16 protein-coding genes are annotated in these 16,503 nt (G+C 36.5%); all 16 read left to right on the top strand.

The window, feature by feature from the left end:
* The first annotated feature begins 85 nt into the window (after window positions 1–85).
* The 16 genes from FFM55_RS04915 to FFM55_RS04840 all read left to right on the top strand — a co-directional run bounded on the left by FFM55_RS04915 (window position 86) and on the right by FFM55_RS04840 (window position 16,470).
* Window positions 86–970 (top strand): N-acetylmuramoyl-L-alanine amidase family protein, encoded by an 885-nt coding sequence (locus FFM55_RS04915; RefSeq protein ID WP_170999658.1) that lies wholly within the window; start codon window positions 86–88, stop codon window positions 968–970.
* Window positions 971–1,266: 296 nt separating this feature from the next.
* On the top strand, window positions 1,267–2,577 hold the full coding sequence (gene hisS, locus FFM55_RS04910; RefSeq protein WP_042493478.1) for a histidine--tRNA ligase: 1,311 nt from the start codon (window positions 1,267–1,269) through the stop codon (window positions 2,575–2,577).
* Between the two features lie 2 nt (window positions 2,578–2,579).
* Window positions 2,580–4,385 carry an aspartate--tRNA ligase gene (gene aspS, locus FFM55_RS04905; RefSeq protein WP_042493481.1) on the top strand — a complete coding sequence of 602 codons (1,806 nt, stop codon included), beginning with the start codon at window positions 2,580–2,582 and terminating at the stop codon, window positions 4,383–4,385.
* A 145-nt stretch (window positions 4,386–4,530) separates the two neighbouring features.
* A complete protein-coding gene (locus FFM55_RS04900) occupies window positions 4,531–5,412 on the top strand; it encodes a YitT family protein (protein ID WP_042493483.1) in 882 nt (293 codons plus the stop codon).
* Between the two features lie 121 nt (window positions 5,413–5,533).
* A complete protein-coding gene (rpsU, locus tag FFM55_RS04895) occupies window positions 5,534–5,719 on the top strand; it encodes a 30S ribosomal protein S21 (RefSeq protein ID WP_042493485.1) in 186 nt (61 codons plus the stop codon).
* 76 nt (window positions 5,720–5,795) lie between these two features.
* Complete coding sequence (locus FFM55_RS04890; protein ID WP_042493488.1) at window positions 5,796–6,236, top strand: GatB/YqeY domain-containing protein; 441 nt, start codon at window positions 5,796–5,798, stop codon at window positions 6,234–6,236.
* A gap of 91 nt (window positions 6,237–6,327) precedes the next feature.
* Window positions 6,328–7,314 carry a PhoH family protein gene (locus tag FFM55_RS04885; protein ID WP_042493489.1) on the top strand — a complete coding sequence of 329 codons (987 nt, stop codon included), beginning with the start codon at window positions 6,328–6,330 and terminating at the stop codon, window positions 7,312–7,314.
* A gap of 2 nt (window positions 7,315–7,316) precedes the next feature.
* Window positions 7,317–7,799, top strand: coding sequence for an rRNA maturation RNase YbeY (gene ybeY, locus FFM55_RS04880; protein ID WP_042493490.1), 483 nt, complete (start codon window positions 7,317–7,319; stop codon window positions 7,797–7,799).
* Window positions 7,783–8,208: a diacylglycerol kinase family protein gene (locus FFM55_RS04875; RefSeq protein ID WP_042493493.1), complete on the top strand. Its 426-nt coding sequence runs from the start codon at window positions 7,783–7,785 to the stop codon at window positions 8,206–8,208. Before ybeY ends, FFM55_RS04875 begins: the two co-directional genes overlap by 17 nt.
* A gap of 25 nt (window positions 8,209–8,233) precedes the next feature.
* A complete protein-coding gene (gene era / locus FFM55_RS04870; protein ID WP_042493495.1) occupies window positions 8,234–9,142 on the top strand; it encodes a GTPase Era in 909 nt (302 codons plus the stop codon).
* 45 nt (window positions 9,143–9,187) lie between these two features.
* A complete protein-coding gene (gene recO, locus FFM55_RS04865) occupies window positions 9,188–9,979 on the top strand; it encodes a DNA repair protein RecO (RefSeq protein ID WP_042493496.1) in 792 nt (263 codons plus the stop codon).
* A 296-nt stretch (window positions 9,980–10,275) separates the two neighbouring features.
* Window positions 10,276–11,202, top strand: a complete 927-nt coding sequence (glyQ, locus tag FFM55_RS04860; RefSeq protein WP_042493498.1) for a glycine--tRNA ligase subunit alpha — start codon at window positions 10,276–10,278, stop codon at window positions 11,200–11,202.
* Between the two features lies 1 nt (window position 11,203).
* On the top strand, window positions 11,204–13,288 hold the full coding sequence (gene glyS / locus FFM55_RS04855) for a glycine--tRNA ligase subunit beta (protein WP_042493501.1): 2,085 nt from the start codon (window positions 11,204–11,206) through the stop codon (window positions 13,286–13,288).
* A 271-nt stretch (window positions 13,289–13,559) separates the two neighbouring features.
* A complete protein-coding gene (locus FFM55_RS04850) occupies window positions 13,560–14,588 on the top strand; it encodes a lactonase family protein (protein WP_042493503.1) in 1,029 nt (342 codons plus the stop codon).
* Between the two features lie 96 nt (window positions 14,589–14,684).
* Window positions 14,685–15,836 (top strand): AI-2E family transporter, encoded by a 1,152-nt coding sequence (locus tag FFM55_RS04845; RefSeq protein WP_042494666.1) that lies wholly within the window; start codon window positions 14,685–14,687, stop codon window positions 15,834–15,836.
* A gap of 118 nt (window positions 15,837–15,954) precedes the next feature.
* Window positions 15,955–16,470 carry a tRNA (cytidine(34)-2'-O)-methyltransferase gene (locus FFM55_RS04840; protein ID WP_042494668.1) on the top strand — a complete coding sequence of 172 codons (516 nt, stop codon included), beginning with the start codon at window positions 15,955–15,957 and terminating at the stop codon, window positions 16,468–16,470.
* Window positions 16,471–16,503 lie beyond the last annotated feature (33 nt).

The following is a 16,503-nucleotide window of genomic DNA, read 5'->3' as shown; positions in this document are numbered from 1 at the left end:
ACTATTTTTTATTGTATTAATATCGCTATTTTTTATAAAAAAGGGTAAAATTATGGTCAGATAATCAAAATATGAGGTTCCGATTGTGAAAAAAATCATACAATTAATAAAACAATGGTTAATAAAATTTTGGGCACCTTTAGTGATTGTCATTATCATGTTGAGTACGGCCATTTCATTGACAGTTATTATGCTACATAAACAACAAATAACTGTACAAATTCCTAATTTAACTTTACGGAAGCAATATGGTATTAATGGATCACCAATATCTGTTTTAAAAAAAGGTGAGCACTTACAAATTATTGAAAAAAAAGAGGGTTGGTATCAAGTTCGACGTGATGATGAATCCACTGGGTGGGTTGCTGGTTGGCTACTTAAAAGGAAAACGCCCTTGAAAAAGGTTACCCCTTTATCTGAGGCAACGGTTGTTTTGGATCCTGGACATGGTGGTTCGGATGTAGGTTCGTTATCAAGTAATGGTAAATATGAAAAGACCTATACGTTACAGTTAGCTAAGCGTGTAAAAAAAGAGTTAGAAAAATCTGGTACTCGGGTCATAATGACACGTAGTACAGATAAGTTAGTTTATTTAGCAAACATTCCGAAAGTTGCTGAAAATAAACATGCTGATTTATTTGTGTCGTTCCATTTTGATTCGGCACCATCAAAAAATCAAGCGACTGGGTATACAACATATTACTATCATCAAAACAATGGCTCGTATGCTTTAGCTAAAAGTGTGAATACAGCGATGAACTTGCCGCTAATAAATAAAGGCGTTGAATTTGGTGATTTCTTAGTTATTCGTCAAAATACAGTGCCAGCCATTTTATTAGAGAGTGGTTATATGAATAATAAAAAAGATTTTAATTATATTAAATCAAAAAAATATCAAGAAAAAGTTGCTAAAGCTGTACCGATTGGCTTACAAAATTATCTAACACGTCAAGTTACGGTTGGACAATAAATGTTTACTTGACGGTATTTTATAACTATAAGATAATGAAGTATAATATTTGAAATAAAACCGATGAGAAAGAAAACTCAATTAGCGCAAATCAAGCGAGCGGAGTAAGGTGTAAGTCCGTATTGTCAAGATTGAGGGGACACTTTTAAGGTCACATAATTGTGCGCTGAACCACGTTACGGTTTTTAGCCAAACACAAGGTGGTACCGTGCTTTTTTGATGAGCACCCTTGACGATAGTGATTAATTATCGTTGGGGGTGCTCTTTTATTTTTTGAAAATGATGGGAGAAAAACAATGGCAAAACAATTATTCCAAAAGCCTAAAGGAACTGCTGATTTATTACCGGAAGACGCTATTAAATGGCATTATGTTGAAGAAACTGCGCGTTTGTTATTTAGTGATTATCAATACGCAGAAGTACGGACACCAATTTTTGAGAATTTCGATATTTTTGCACGTTCAGCTGGTGATACATCAGATGTTGTAACAAAAGAAATGTATGATTTTAAAGATAAAGGTGATCGGCATATCGCATTGCGTCCAGAAGGAACAGCTGGGGTAGTTCGAGCTTTTGTAGAAAATAAATTGTATGGTCCTGAACATGCTAAACCATATAAGCTCTTTTATATTGGACCAATGTTTCGTTATGAACGGCCACAAGCAGGTCGTATGCGTCAATTTCACCAAATTGGTGTGGAAGCATTAGGATCAGAATCACCAGCGTTAGATGCTGAAGTAATTGCAATGGCTGTTGATTTTTTCCAGACACTTGGTATTACGAATTTGAAAGTTAAAGTAAATTCATTAGGTGACCAAGAATCTCGTGAAAACTACCGTCAGGCTTTGATCAACTTTTTACAACCACATTTCGATGAATTATCACATGATTCACAAGAACGGCTAGAAAAAAATCCATTGCGGGTGCTTGATTCAAAAGATGCTAAGGATCAAGAAATTGTTGCTGATGCACCATCAATTTTAGATTACCTAACTGAAGATGCACAGCAGCACTGGCAAAAAGTACAACAGTATTTAGATGCATTAGGCATCGATTATGAAGTAGATGCAACGGTTGTGCGAGGCCTGGATTACTATAACCACACAATTTTTGAAGTAATGACACAAGCCAAAGCATTAGGTCATGGTTGGGCAACCATCACAGGTGGTGGTCGCTATAATGGTCTTGTGTCACAATTTGGTGGTCCTGAAATGGCAGGGGTTGGTTTTGGAATTGGTTTGGAACGATTGATGTTGTTACTAGAATCGGAAAATGCCCCACTACCAACAGCTAATAATTTGGATGTTTATGTTGCTAATCAAGGTGATGATACAGATGTTACGGCAATGCAGATGGTACAAGCAATTCGTTCATTTGGTTATAGTGCTGATCGTGATTATGAAGATCGGAAATTAAAAGCGCAATTTAAAGCGGCTAATCGTCTAAATGCGCGCTATATGATTACGATTGGTGAACGTGAATTAGCTGAGCAAAGTGCGAACATTAAAAACATGAGTACTGGTAAAGAAATTACTGTAAAATTGGTCGAATTGTACACTAATTTGCCAGACTATGTGACAGACGCAGAAGAGAACGAGGAACAATAATTATGAAGCGAACAAATTATGCAGGTTTAATTGATGAAAAGTATTTAGAACAAACGGTAACCCTACAAGGTTGGGTACAAAAGCGTCGTGATTTAGGTGGCTTAATTTTCGTTGATTTACGTGATCGTGAAGGCCTCGTCCAATTAGCGTTTTCTAATGAATTTAATGAGGCTGCTTTGCAAGTTGCTGAAAGTATGCGTACAGAATACGTTATTGAAGTCGTTGGAACCGTTAAATCACGTGGTGAAGGGGCTGTTAACAATAATTTGCGATCAGGGAAAATTGAAGTGCAAGTTGTTGATGCGAAAATTCTATCAGAATCAAAGACAACACCGTTTTATATTGAAGACGATATTAATGTGTCAGATGAATTGCGCTTGAAGTATCGTTACTTAGATTTGCGTCGTCCTGAAATGCAACGTAATTTGCGTATTCGTTCAAAAATTACGGCTGCAACTCATGAATTTTTAGACGAGCATGGGTTTATTGATATCGAAACGCCTTATTTGGCTAAGTCAACACCAGAGGGTGCACGTGATTATCTTGTACCTTCACGTGTATATCCAGGTTCATTTTATGCATTACCACAATCACCACAATTATTTAAGCAATTATTAATGGGTGCTGGTTTTGATCGCTACTATCAAGTTGCACGTGCTTTCCGTGATGAAGATCTACGTGGCGATCGTCAACCAGAATTTACACAACTTGATGTTGAAATGTCTTTTATGAATCAAGATGAAATTATGGCTTTGGTTGGTGAATGGGTTGCTGCAATTATGAAAAAAACAGTTGATTATGACTTGGATGCTGACAATATTCCAGTTATCGAATATGCTGATGCTATGCGTCGTTTTGGAACTGATAAGCCTGATATGCGTTTTGGCATGGAACTACAAGATTTATCAGCATTAATGGCTGATTCAGAATTTGGTGTTTTTGCTAATGCAATTGCAGCCGGTGGTGAAGTAAAGGCAATTGTTGTACCAGGTGGAGCAGAACACTATTCACGTAAAGATATTGATAAGATGGCCCAATATGTGACACGTTTTGGCGCTAAGGGATTGGCTTGGTTAAAAGTTGGTGAAGATGGTATTACTGGTCCAATCGCTAAGTTCTTAAAGGACAAGGAACAAGCATTACTAAAAGCAACAGGGGCTAATACGGGCGACTTATTATTATTTGCATCTGATAATAAAAATGTTGTTGCAGCCACTTTAGATGCTTTACGTCGTCGTACAGCGCAAGAACTTGATTTGATTGATCAAAATAACTGGGCATTTGCATGGGTTATTAATTGGCCATTATTTGAGTATCAACCAGAAGAAAATCGTTGGATTGCAGCCCACCATCCATTTACGATGCCAAATGAAGAAGATTTGCCATTGTTAGAAACAACTGATGGTGCTCATCAAGCACATGCACAATCATACGATTTAGTTTTGAATGGTTATGAATTAGGCTCAGGTTCAATTCGTATTCACCAAATGGCTGTCCAAGAAAAGATGTTATCTGCACTTGGATTTACAAAAGAAGCAGCACATGAAGCATTTGGCTTCTTGTTAGAAGGAATGGAATATGGATTCCCACCAATGGGTGGTATTGCTTTGGGACTTGATCGTTTAGCAATGTTGTTAGCTGGTCAAAATAATATTCGTGAAGTAATTGCATTCCCAAAGAATTCAAAGGCTACTGAGCCAATGACTCAAGCACCAACGCCAGTTGCTGAGGCGCAAGTTGTTGGTGATTTGAAGTTAACGGCACCTGTTTACGCAGATGTTACGGCACCAAATATGGCTGAAGAATAACATTCATCTAGAAATTGTCTTGCGGTTATAAAATGCAAGGCAATTTTTTGTGAGGGAGGTTATTTAAAATAATTTTGATATATTGATTAACCATGATAAAATCATAAACGACTTTATTGGATTGTATGACGAAAGAAAAGGAATAATGGACCAGTTAAAACAGTATCTAGATCATCATAAATATTCGACACGTATTGGAAGCGCGATGGTTTATGCATTGGCGTCAGCGATTGCGTTAAACTTTTTTTGGACACCCGGGCATATCTATTCATCAGGGTTTACAGGTTTAGCGCAATTATTAAATACTTTAATTCGGCGAGTATTCGACGTGAGTATCCCTGTTGGTGCATGGCTAGTTATATTGAATTTGCCACTATTTTTGTTAGCATACCGTAAAATTGGTAAACGATTTGCCTTTTTTACAGGTTTAGCTATTTTGCTGGCAGCGTTAGCAATGAATTGGATTAAACAACCAGCGCAATTATGGACAGAAGATCCGCTAGCAATGGCGATTTTTGGTGGTGCAGTAAACGGATTTGGGACTGGATTTGCATTACGTAATGGGTTATCAACGGGTGGATTAGATATAATTGGTATTTTGATTCGTCATAAGACAGGCGCTAAAATGGGAGCCGTTAATTTGACGTTCAACTTTTTTATATTGATTGCATCAGGCATCATGTTTGGTGTGCAGTATGCATTGTTTACCGGAATTGGTTTGGTAGTAAATGCTCGTGTTATTGATTTGGTATATACAAGACAACAAAAAATGCAAGTTATGATTGTGACTGAAAATGCAGAGCAAGTCATTGCGGAAATTCAAGATGAATTGCACCGGGGGATTACAATTGTCCATCATGCTGAGGGGGGTTACAATCATCATAATAAGGAAATTTTGTTTACGGTTATTTCAATGTATGAGCAATTTGAGTTACATGAAGCTATTTTTAAAGCAGACCCTACTGCTTGGGCATCACTTTGGAAGGTTGATCGAATATTTGGTGGCTTTTACGAACCAAAATTGTAATAAGGATTTTAAAGAAAGCATTGACAATAATGCTATTTTTGATAAGATAGTAAAGAACAAAGTGTGCGACGTATATTAAATATAAGTTGAAATCTTCACACGTGAAGGGAGGGTAAACATTATGGCAAAGACTGTTGTTCGTAAGAATGAGTCTCTTGATGATGCTCTCCGTCGCTTTAAGCGTGGTGTATCAAAGGACGGTACTCTACAAGAATACCGTAAGCGTGAATACTACATTAAGCCATCAGTACAACGTAAGTTGAAGGCTGAGGCCGCACGTAAGCGTAAGAACAAGAAGGGTCGGTAAAACGATCTATGCCGGGCTATCCTAGTTGATAGTCCGGTTTTGTTGTATAATAAAGAAAAACAATAGGAGTTAAGAAATGGGATTACTAGTACAATTAACAGCTGATATGAAAACGGCAATGAAAGCTAAGGATAAAGAGACTTTAAGTGTTATTCGTATGGTAAAATCTGCTTTGTCAAATGAACAAATTAAACTTGGTCATGATTTGACTGATGAAGATGAAATGACAGTCTTATCACGTGAAATGAAACAACGTGTTGAAGAAAAAACATCTTACCAAGAAGCTGGTCGTGATGATTTGGTAGCAGGCATTCAAAATCAAATTGATGTATTAGAAAAGTACATGCCAGAACAACTATCAGAAGCTGAAGTTGAAAAAATTGTTCAAGAAACAATTACACAAGTTGGTGCTACCAGTAAAGCAGATATGGGGAAAGTTATGGGTGCACTAATGCCAAAGGTTAAAGGAAAAGCTGACGGTAAGATGGTTAGCCAAAAAGTACAAACTTTACTATAATTTAGTTAAGCGGGGGTAACCTCGATACATAGATGATTAGCCTATAATTTTATAGGCAATCAAATATTTTGAAATGTGAGGAATGTAGCGGTTGACAGTTCAAGTTGAAGAGAATTATCATTTTGAAAATGCAGAACAAGAAATTGGTTTAGTTGGTCCACAGGATAGTCATTTAAATTTAATTGAAGAAGGCTTAGCCGTTAGTTTGTCAGTCTTAGGTACACAATTAACGATAAAAGGTGATGAAGAACAAGTATCACAAGCTAAAGCAGTTATCAGTGCATTAACCTCTTTGATAAAACGTGGTGTTAAAATTAGCCCAGCAGATATTATTTCAGCAATTAACATGGCTAAGCGTGGGACGATTGAATATTTTGAAGATATGTATACTGAGACTTTATTACGTGATGCCAAAGGTCATCCAGTTAGAGTAAAAAACTATGGTCAACGTCGCTACATTCATGCAATTAGAAAAAATGATGTGACGTTTGGGATTGGACCAGCTGGTACTGGTAAGACATATTTGGCTGTTGTTATGGCGATAGCAGCACTTAAACGTGGTGATGTTGAACGTATCATTATCACGCGCCCAGCCGTTGAAGCTGGCGAAAGTTTGGGCTTTTTACCAGGGGATTTAAAAGAAAAAGTTGATCCATACTTACGACCAATTTATGATGCGCTTTATGCTATTTTAGGTAAAGAACATACAGAACGTTTAATGGATCGTGAAACTATTGAAATTGCGCCACTAGCATATATGCGTGGACGAACGTTGGATAATGCATTTATTATTTTGGATGAGGCACAAAATACAACGCCACAACAAATGAAAATGTTTTTAACTAGACTTGGCTTTGGTTCGAAAATGTTGGTAAATGGTGATATTTCTCAAATTGATTTACCATCTCATACAAAATCTGGTTTAATTCAATCACAACACATATTAAAAAATGTTGATCATATTGCATTTATTAATTTCAACGCAGATGATGTTGTGCGTCATCCGGTCGTTGGGGCAATTATTAATGCTTATGATTTATACAATGCAGAAAAGAAAGAGACAATGGAAAAGGATTAAACATGGACTTAGCAATAATTGATCAATCACAACCAGGAGTGCCTGAAGAACAAATCAAATTAGTAAATGATGTGTTGAATTATGCCGGTCAGTACATTTCTTTACCTGATAACACAGAAATGTCAGTAACATTTGTTAATAACGATGAAATTCAGCGTTATAATCGGGAGTATCGCGGCTTAGATAAACCAACGGATGTTATTTCATTCGCGATTGAAGATGATGGCGATGATTTACCATTATTAATGGATGAAGATATGAGTGAAGAAATTGCTAAAAATATTGGTGATATCATTGTTTCAGTTGATAAAATTGGTGAGCAAGCCGAATATCTAGAACATTCATATGAACGTGAATTAGGGTTCTTAGTAGTACATGGATTTTTGCATTTAAATGGTTATGATCATATGTTGAGTGAAGCAGACGAGAAAGTGATGTTTGATTTACAACGAGAAATATTAGATAATTATGGACTCAAACGATAATAAAAAAAGCAATAATCAAAAGCAAGTCGAAAAGAACTCGCACTTTTTACAAGCATTTGGTCATTCCATCGCTGGGATTGGTGAATTATTAGTACGTGAACGTAATATGCGTTTTCATATTTTTGCTGCTTGTATTGTTTTGATTGTTGGTATATACGTAGATTTAGGTCGGTCAGATTGGCTTTGGATTTCAGTTGCTGTTTTTACGGTTATTAGTGCTGAATTTTTAAATACAATTGTTGAGGCAATTGTTGATTTAATTGTTGGTGAAAATTATCATCCGCTAGCTAAAGTAGCCAAAGATGTGGCCTCTGGTGGTGTTTTAGCTGCTGCTGTTTTTGCAGTTGTTGTGGGTGTATTAATTTTTCAACCGTACTTGTTGCCTAATCTACAAATGGTTTTTAGATAAAATAAAAGAAATAGAGAGAATATTGATGAGCGAACAAGAATTTAAGTCTGGTTTTATTGCGTTAGTAGGTCGTCCTAATGTAGGAAAGTCAACGCTTTTGAATAAAATGATTGGTGAAAAAATAGCCATCATGTCACCTAAAGCACAAACAACACGTAATAAAATACAAGGTATTTATACAACTAATGAAGGCCAAATGGTATTTATGGATACACCAGGGATTCATAAGCCTCATAATTCATTAGGTGATTTTATGGTAAAAACAGCCATGTCTGCTTTACGTGAAGCTGACATGGTGTGGATGCTGGTTAATGCTGATCAAAAACGTGGTGTGGGAGATGATTTCATTATCCATCGACTAAAGGAATCGAATACACCTGTCTATTTAATTATTAACAAAGTAGATTTGATTAACCGTGCAGAAGTACTAGACCAAATTGCTGACTATAATACGCAAATGGATTTTGCTGAAATATTCCCAGTATCTGCTTTGACGGGTGAGGGTGTACCGGAATTGTTACAGTTTACAATGAATCATATGTCGGCGGGTCCACAATATTATCCAGCAGACCAAATCACAGACCATCCAGAACGTTTTATTATGAGTGAATTGATTCGTGAAAAGGTACTTGAATTAACACGTCAAGAAGTCCCTCATTCTGTTGCAGTTGTTATTGATAAAATTGAAAGAGAAGATGAAGAACACTTACACGTGCAAGCAACTATTGTTGTTGAGCGTTCAAGTCAAAAAAATATTGTCATTGGTAAGCAAGGAGCAATGATTAAACAAATCGGTATTCGTGCACGAAAGGATATCGAACGCTTGCTAGGTGATAAGATTTTCCTTGAAACTTGGGTTAAAGTTGAAGACCGTTGGCGTGATAAGCCACAAGCTTTGCAATCATACGGCTATAAAGAAGATTCAGATATTTAGTGAGAAAAAGAGGCTGTTGGGTCTCTTTTTTAGTAGGTGAAAGCAATGACAGAAATTTTTGATGCAATTGTGATGTATCAACGTGATCATAAAGAAAAAGATTTGATGGTTAAAATGTTAACGCGACAAGCGGGTAAGCGCATGTTTTATGTTCGTTACGGCAAGAGCAAGCGATATCAATTTGCTGCAGAAATGCAACCTCTAAGTATGGCAACATTTGAAGGCGTCATTAATACTAGTGGACTAAGCTTTATTAACGATGTTAAAGAAACACAACCGACATCATTTTTAATGACAGACATTGTTCTAAATGCCTATATGACTTATATTATTGGATTGATTGATGCAGCATTTGTTGATAATCAACCGCTTGTTAAATGGTACGATTTAGTGGCTGAAGCAATGCAAAAATTACAAAAAGGACTAGATCCGCAGGGGATTGCTAATTATTTTGAGTTACAATTGTTACCCATATTTGGGATTCAACCAACATGGGGAGAATGTGTGGTGTGCGGTCGTCGCGATTTACCATTAGATTTTTCTGAAAAATTGAATGGTACACTGTGTCAGCAGCATTGGGAGGTTGATCCCTATCGGATGCATATTGATAGTCGCGCTGTACGTATTTTATCTAAATTAGCTGAAATCGATTTGCACTTGCTTGGCTCATTAGATTTACAAGACAAGACAAAACAAGAAATGGCCCGGTTAATGGATAAATTATATGATGACCAGGTTGGGATTCATTTACGTGCTAAATCGTTTATTCAACAATTAGCAAGTTGGCAAAATCGTATGATAACTCGTAAACCAGAATCGGATGGGGATAAGTCCTAAAATATCCTTATTGACAAGACGATAAGGCGTGCTAAACTTATAAATTGTAAAGCTTACGCATACTAATGAAAGAATTAATTAATAATCAGCACAGCAAGCCATTGTTAATGTGAGAATGGTCTGATTGTAATTAAGGGGCGTCATTAGCTAATAAACTAAATGAAAAAAGCTGCTGGTAGTGATACCAGAAGTAGGGTGGAACCGCGATATTATCGTCCCTACATTGACCGTTTTAGTATGGTTGATGTAGGGCTTTTTTGTGGTTTTTCCTGGTCAAAAGAAAGGAATTTGTCATAATGAGCGCAAAAATGAGTGTGCAAGATATTATTTTGACGTTACAAAAGTTTTGGGCCGATCAAGGGGCTATGTTAATGGAGGCTTATGATACGGAAAAAGGTGCAGGAACTATGAGTCCTTACACTTTTTTGCGTGCTAATGGTCCAGAACCATGGCATGCTGCCTATGTTGAACCATCACGTCGTCCAGCCGATGGTCGTTATGGTGACAACCCTAACCGTTTGTACCAACACCATCAATTCCAGGTAGTGATGAAGCCATCCCCTGATAATATTCAAGAATTATACCTAGACTCATTGAAAGCTTTGGGAATTGACCCACTAGCCCATGATATTCGTTTCGTCGAAGATAACTGGGAAAACCCATCAATGGGTGCTGCTGGTATTGGTTGGGAAATCTGGCTTGATGGTATGGAAGTTACCCAATTCACTTATTTCCAACAAGTTGGTGGTATTCAAGTTGATGCCGTTACGTCTGAAATTACGTATGGTTTGGAACGTTTGGCATCATACATTCAAGATGTACCAACAGTTTATGACTTGGAATGGGGAAATGGTGTCTTGTACGGTGACATCTTTAAAGAACCTGAATATGAGCATTCTGTTTACTCATTTGAAAAGTCAGACTCAGAGATGTTGTTACGCCACTTTAATGAATATGAAGCTGAAGCTAAGAAATTATTGGCTGATGGCTTAGTACATCCAGCTTATGATTACATTTTGAAATCATCACATACTTTTAACTTGTTGGATGCACGTGGTACTGTATCAGTTACTGAACGTGCTAAATATCTTTCACGTATTCGTAATATGGCACGTTCAGTTGCACGTGCATTTATCGATGAGCGTAAGAAACTGGGATTCCCTTTGTTAAAGGATGAAGCATTGCGGGCAAAGTATTTGCCAGCTGATGAGGAGGAAAACTAACATGGCAAACTTTTTATTAGAAATTGGTTTGGAAGAAATGCCTGCACAACTGGTAACACCAGCAATTAACCAATTGGTTGAACGTGCGGCTGATTTTATGAAAGACAATCGTCTACAATATGGTGAAATTAAGCCATTTTCAACTCCTCGTCGTTTGGCAGTTTTGATTTCAGACGTGGCAGATAAGGCAGATGACTTAACGAAAGAAGTTAAAGGACCTGCTAAAAAAGCTGCTTTTGATAAAGAAGGTAACTATTCACGTGCAGCCCAAGGATTTGCTCGTGGTCAAGGTTTAACGACCGATGATATTACGTTTAAAGAATTTAAGGGTAATGAATACATTTTTGTGACAAAATTCGAAGCTGGTAAACCAGCAGCTGAAGTATTAGCTGGTATGAAAGATGTTATTACTAGCATGACATTTACCACAACTATGAAGTGGTCACGTCATACTTTTGAGTATATTCGTCCAATTCGTTGGATTGTTGCTTTGTTGGATGACGTGGTTGTGCCACTCGAAGTGCTTGATGTTAAATCAGGCCGTCAAACTCGTGGTCACCGTTTCTTAGGTCAATCAGTGGATATTGCTAATGCAACTGATTACGTTGATGACTTAGCCAAGGTATACGTCCAAGCAGCTGCTGATGAACGTAAGGCAAATATTGTGTCACAAATTGATGCGTTGGCCATTGAGAATGGTTGGCATGTTGAAAAAGATGATGATTTATTAGAAGAAGTTAATAATATCGTTGAATATCCAACCGCTTTTGTGGGTAAATTTGATCCTGAATATCTAGAATTGCCTGACGAAGTTTTGATTACTTCAATGCGTGAGCACCAACGTTTCTTCCATGTTGTGGATGAGAATGGTTCTTTGTTGCCATACTTTGTTTCAGTTCGAAATGGAAACGCTGAACACTTAGATAACGTCATTGCAGGTAATGAAAAGGTGCTAGTTGCCCGTTTGGAAGATGCAAAGTTCTTTTATCATGAAGATCAAAAGCACGACATTGCCTTTTATAATGATAAATTAAATGTTGTGTCATTCCACGCTAAGTTGGGTTCTGTTGCTAGTCACACGCAACGAGTTAAGGCATTAGCTGCAATTATTGGCCGTCGTGTTGCGTTAACTGACAAGCAACAACAACAACTAGCACGTGCCGCTGAAATTTATAAATTTGACTTAATGACGGGTATGGTTGGTGAATTTGACGAATTACAAGGTGTCATGGGTGAAAAATATGCACTTATCTTTGGTGAAGAAGCCCCTGTTGCACAAGCTATTCGTGAACACTACATGCCAATTTCAGCTGACGGTGAGTTACCAGAGTCTCAGTTAGGTAAAGTGTTAGCATTGGCTGATAAATTAGACAGCCTATTAACGTTCTTTGCTGGAAACATGATACCTTCTGGATCAAATGACCCTTATGCATTACGTCGTGCTGCTTCTGGTGTTGTTAACATCTTGCATGATAATGAGTGGGACTTGTCGATTGACGCAATTTTGACTGACTTAATTAGTGAGATTAAGTCTGAAAATACTCGTTTTGGCTTGCCAGAGGATGTTGTAACTAATTTAGATAGTGTTGTCGATGACGTTGTCGCATTTTTGACAGATCGTGTCGTTAAGTCCCTACAAACGCAAAAAGTTCGTTATGATGTTATCAATGCCGTAACAACAGGAACGTTAACTGATACGACACAAATGTTTAAGTCAGCTAATGCTTTGTTGGCACATATCGATGATGAAAACTTCCGTGAAGGGGTTGAATCTTTGACGCGTGTTATGCGCTTGACAACTAAAAATCCAACTGATGTAGCAGTTGATTCAGCGTTATTTGAAAATGCTGCTGAAAGTCAATTATATGCAGAAGCTTCGTTGTTAGCAGGATCAGACTTGACAACTGATGAATTGCTGAAGGCATTATTAGCATTACAACCTGCTATTGCAGCTTATTTTGATCAAACCATGGTTATGGTTGATAATGAACCCGTTAAACAAAATCGCTTAGCAAGTTTGCAAAGTGTTTCAAATCAAGCTAATAAGGTAGCTAACTTTATGGCTTTGGATGTTAAATCAAACTAAGCAATACGTTGTTTCATAATATTGAAAGTGGTTAAAAGATGATTTTAAAACAGTTATACCATGATTTAATTATGTTATGGTATGCGTCGTGTTAAATGTAGTAATCCTATAATGGGATTATATTAAATCTTTTTAAACTCATTTTAAAAGACGCAAATAATCTTATTTGTGTCTTTTTTTGTATGTGTCGTATGCGTTTAATTGTATCTTTAAATTATGTTATAATGTTAACAATTTAAAATAAACAATATTCAAGAAAGTGGGCAAATTAATGGCATTAGAACATATTTTATTTGGAACGTATACAAAGCGTGTTTCAAAGGGGATTTATGCTGCAGATTTTGATACACAAGCAGGTACTCTGGCTAATACAAAACTAGTTGCAGAAATTGGTTCACCAACTTATTTGGCACTAAGCAAAGCAAATAAACTTTACGCAGTTGATAAAAATAATGGACAAGGTGGTATCGCAGTGTATGATTATACTAACGGTCAAGCCACTTTACAACAAGAAGTATTAACTGACGGTGCATCACCTGCATATGTTGCTGTTGATGAAGTACGTCAATTAGTTTATACAGGAAATTATCATAAAGGAACACTAGATGTTTATACAATTGATGCACAAGGTAATCTTGCTTTGGCTGATACTTATCAATCAGAAGGGGATGGACCTCGTCCAGAACAAGAACACACACATGTTCACTTTAGTAATTTAACACCTGATAATCGAATTGTTGTCGTTGATTTAGGCGCTGACAAGGTATTAACATTTGATGTTTCTGATCAAGGTAAATTGACATTAAAGGCTACTTATACAACTGAAGCTGGGTTTGGACCACGTCATATTCGTTTTAGCCCAGATGGTCGCTACGCATACCTATTAGGCGAGTTATCATCAAAGTTATCAGTATTGGAATATAACGAAGACGGTTCATTTACATTATTGCAAACAGTTGCTATGATTCCAGAAGATTGGGATGCACACAACGGTGGTGCTGCTATCTATGTATCAAAAGATGGTCGCTTTATTTATACATCAAATCGTGGTCATAATTCTATTACCGTGTTTGCTGTTAAAGATAATGGTGCCGCTGTTGAACATATACAATGGATTTCAACAGAGGGGGACTTCCCACGTGATTTTGCTTTGAATCCAGAAGAAAATTACTTGATTGCAGCGAACCAAAATACTGATAATGTTTCAGTTTATGCACGTGACAATGAGTCAGGGAAGTTAACGCTTATTCAAAAAGATTTTGCGGTACCTGAGGCAATTCGCGTACTGTTTGTTGATTAGTAATGATGAAAAGTGACAATTATAAATGATTAGCACCCTAGTTGTGTGCACACAACTAGGGTGCTTTTTATAACTCATGTCCTAAAGGAGCAAAATATGGAAAAGGAACCTAAAGAACAATCAAATTTTCAACGGTGGTTTTTGGATAATAAAATTGTATCAGTTATGCTGGTTGTTTTATTATTCTTAATTATTGTATTTATGCTAAACAAGGTTGCATTCCTTTTTAAGCCAATTGCACAATTTTTTAGTGCTGTAGGGGCACCAATTGTGATAGCAGGTGTTTTTTACTTTCTACTTAATCCGATGGTTGATTGGGCAGAACGTCGATTCAATCTTTCAAGAATAGTAATTATTGCGATTCAATTTATTGTCTTAGCGCTATTGATTGTCTGGGGATTGGCCGTTTTTATTCCATGGATTAGTGGCCAAATTATGGAATTGATCAATCAATGGCCAATGTATTGGCACAAAATTGTACGAATCGTTGATCAGGTTACAACTGATCGTAAATTTGATAATGTAAACAAATGGTTTAATAATACGAATGATGAAATTTCTAATTGGTTAAAAGATTATTCAGCCGAATATGCTAAAAAAGGTCTACATGGTGTAACTTCAGTACTTGGTACTGTGACATCAGTGGTAATTGCAATTATTACATTTCCATTTGTTCTCTTTTATTTACTTAAAGACGGTCACCAAATGCCTAAATATATTGCCAATTTTTTACCAGTTAAAACGCGGCAGTCATTTTTAACAACTTTAAAGGAAATTAGTCGTCAAATTTCAAATTATATTCGTGGTCAAATTTCAGTTGCCTTCGCAGTAATGGTTATGTTTGCAATTGGCTATACGATTATTGGTTTGCCATATGGTTGGTTAATTGCCATCATTGCAGGAATATTAAATATTATTCCATTTTTGGGTTCGTTTTTATCAATGGTACCACCAATTGTGGTAGGAATATTCATTTCGCCAATGATGTTAGTATCTGTGTTGATTGTCTTTATGATTGAACAAACCCTAGAAGGTCGAATTATTTCACCAAAGTTATTAGGATCATCATTGAAGATTCATCCAGTGACAGTATTACTAGTATTGTTATCAGCAGGTAATATTTTTGGTATCTTAGGTGTTATATTTGGTGTACCTGGCTACGCGATTATGAAGGTCTTGATTTCACGATTTTATAGTTGGTGGCGGTCTACTTCTAATTTATTTGAAGAACAGTCCGATTCACTTTAAAACATTATAAATTTTAACAAGTATAGCACAAGTGACCTGTCGTCCGTGCTATACTTGTTTTTGTATGCATTAATCACGTATAGGTTAAAAACGACCTAAGAAGAGGAGAAATTTTTTTATGAGTACGAATCACATTGTTTTATTTGAACCACTAATGCCAGCTAATACAGGTAACATTGCTAGAACTGCTACGGGTACAAATACAAAATTAGATTTAATCGAGCCATTGGGGTTTAAACTAGATGATAAGCACGTCAAGCGTGCAGGATTAGACTATTGGGACAATGTTGATATTAAAGTTCACAAGAATTTACCGGCCTTTATGGAAACGTTAAAGGAAACGGATGAATTGTTTTTAATTTCAAAATTTGCCAAGCAATCATATCATCAAGCAGATTATACAAATCCAGATCATGATTATTACTTCCTATTTGGTAAGGAAACAACTGGGTTACCAGAACCCTTTATGAAAGCTCATCCTGATCAAGCTTTACGTATTCCACAAAATGATGAACATATTCGTTCATTGAACCTATCGAATACTGCTTCAATTATTATTTATGAAGTTTTGCGTCAACAAAATTTCCCAAATCTTGATTTAACACATGAATACGATTACGATAAACTAAAATAATATAAGACTAATTTATCATTAATATTTAAGAAA

Source organism: Weissella sagaensis (assembly GCF_005405285.1).
In the GTDB taxonomy this organism is placed as follows: domain Bacteria; phylum Bacillota; class Bacilli; order Lactobacillales; family Lactobacillaceae; genus Weissella; species Weissella sagaensis.
Note: the sequence above shows the minus strand (reverse complement) of the source record. Positions and strands in the feature narration are given on the sequence as shown.

What these genes read in the sequence shown, in the direction of transcription:
- aspS (WP_042493481.1), top strand. Translation starts at nt 2,580, where the DNA reads ATGAAGCGAACAAATTATGCAGGTTTAATTGATGAAAAGTATTTAGAA.
- FFM55_RS04900 (WP_042493483.1), top strand. Translation starts at nt 4,531, where the DNA reads ATGGACCAGTTAAAACAGTATCTAGATCATCATAAATATTCGACACGT.
- rpsU (WP_042493485.1), top strand. Translation starts at nt 5,534, where the DNA reads ATGGCAAAGACTGTTGTTCGTAAGAATGAGTCTCTTGATGATGCTCTC.
- FFM55_RS04840 (WP_042494668.1), top strand. Translation starts at nt 15,955, where the DNA reads ATGAGTACGAATCACATTGTTTTATTTGAACCACTAATGCCAGCTAAT.
- era (WP_042493495.1), top strand. Translation starts at nt 8,234, where the DNA reads ATGAGCGAACAAGAATTTAAGTCTGGTTTTATTGCGTTAGTAGGTCGT.
- glyQ (WP_042493498.1), top strand. Translation starts at nt 10,276, where the DNA reads ATGAGCGCAAAAATGAGTGTGCAAGATATTATTTTGACGTTACAAAAG.
- FFM55_RS04850 (WP_042493503.1), top strand. Translation starts at nt 13,560, where the DNA reads ATGGCATTAGAACATATTTTATTTGGAACGTATACAAAGCGTGTTTCA.
- FFM55_RS04845 (WP_042494666.1), top strand. Translation starts at nt 14,685, where the DNA reads ATGGAAAAGGAACCTAAAGAACAATCAAATTTTCAACGGTGGTTTTTG.
- FFM55_RS04875 (WP_042493493.1), top strand. Translation starts at nt 7,783, where the DNA reads ATGGACTCAAACGATAATAAAAAAAGCAATAATCAAAAGCAAGTCGAA.
- glyS (WP_042493501.1), top strand. Translation starts at nt 11,204, where the DNA reads ATGGCAAACTTTTTATTAGAAATTGGTTTGGAAGAAATGCCTGCACAA.
- FFM55_RS04890 (WP_042493488.1), top strand. Translation starts at nt 5,796, where the DNA reads ATGGGATTACTAGTACAATTAACAGCTGATATGAAAACGGCAATGAAA.
- hisS (WP_042493478.1), top strand. Translation starts at nt 1,267, where the DNA reads ATGGCAAAACAATTATTCCAAAAGCCTAAAGGAACTGCTGATTTATTA.
- ybeY (WP_042493490.1), top strand. Translation starts at nt 7,317, where the DNA reads ATGGACTTAGCAATAATTGATCAATCACAACCAGGAGTGCCTGAAGAA.
- recO (WP_042493496.1), top strand. Translation starts at nt 9,188, where the DNA reads ATGACAGAAATTTTTGATGCAATTGTGATGTATCAACGTGATCATAAA.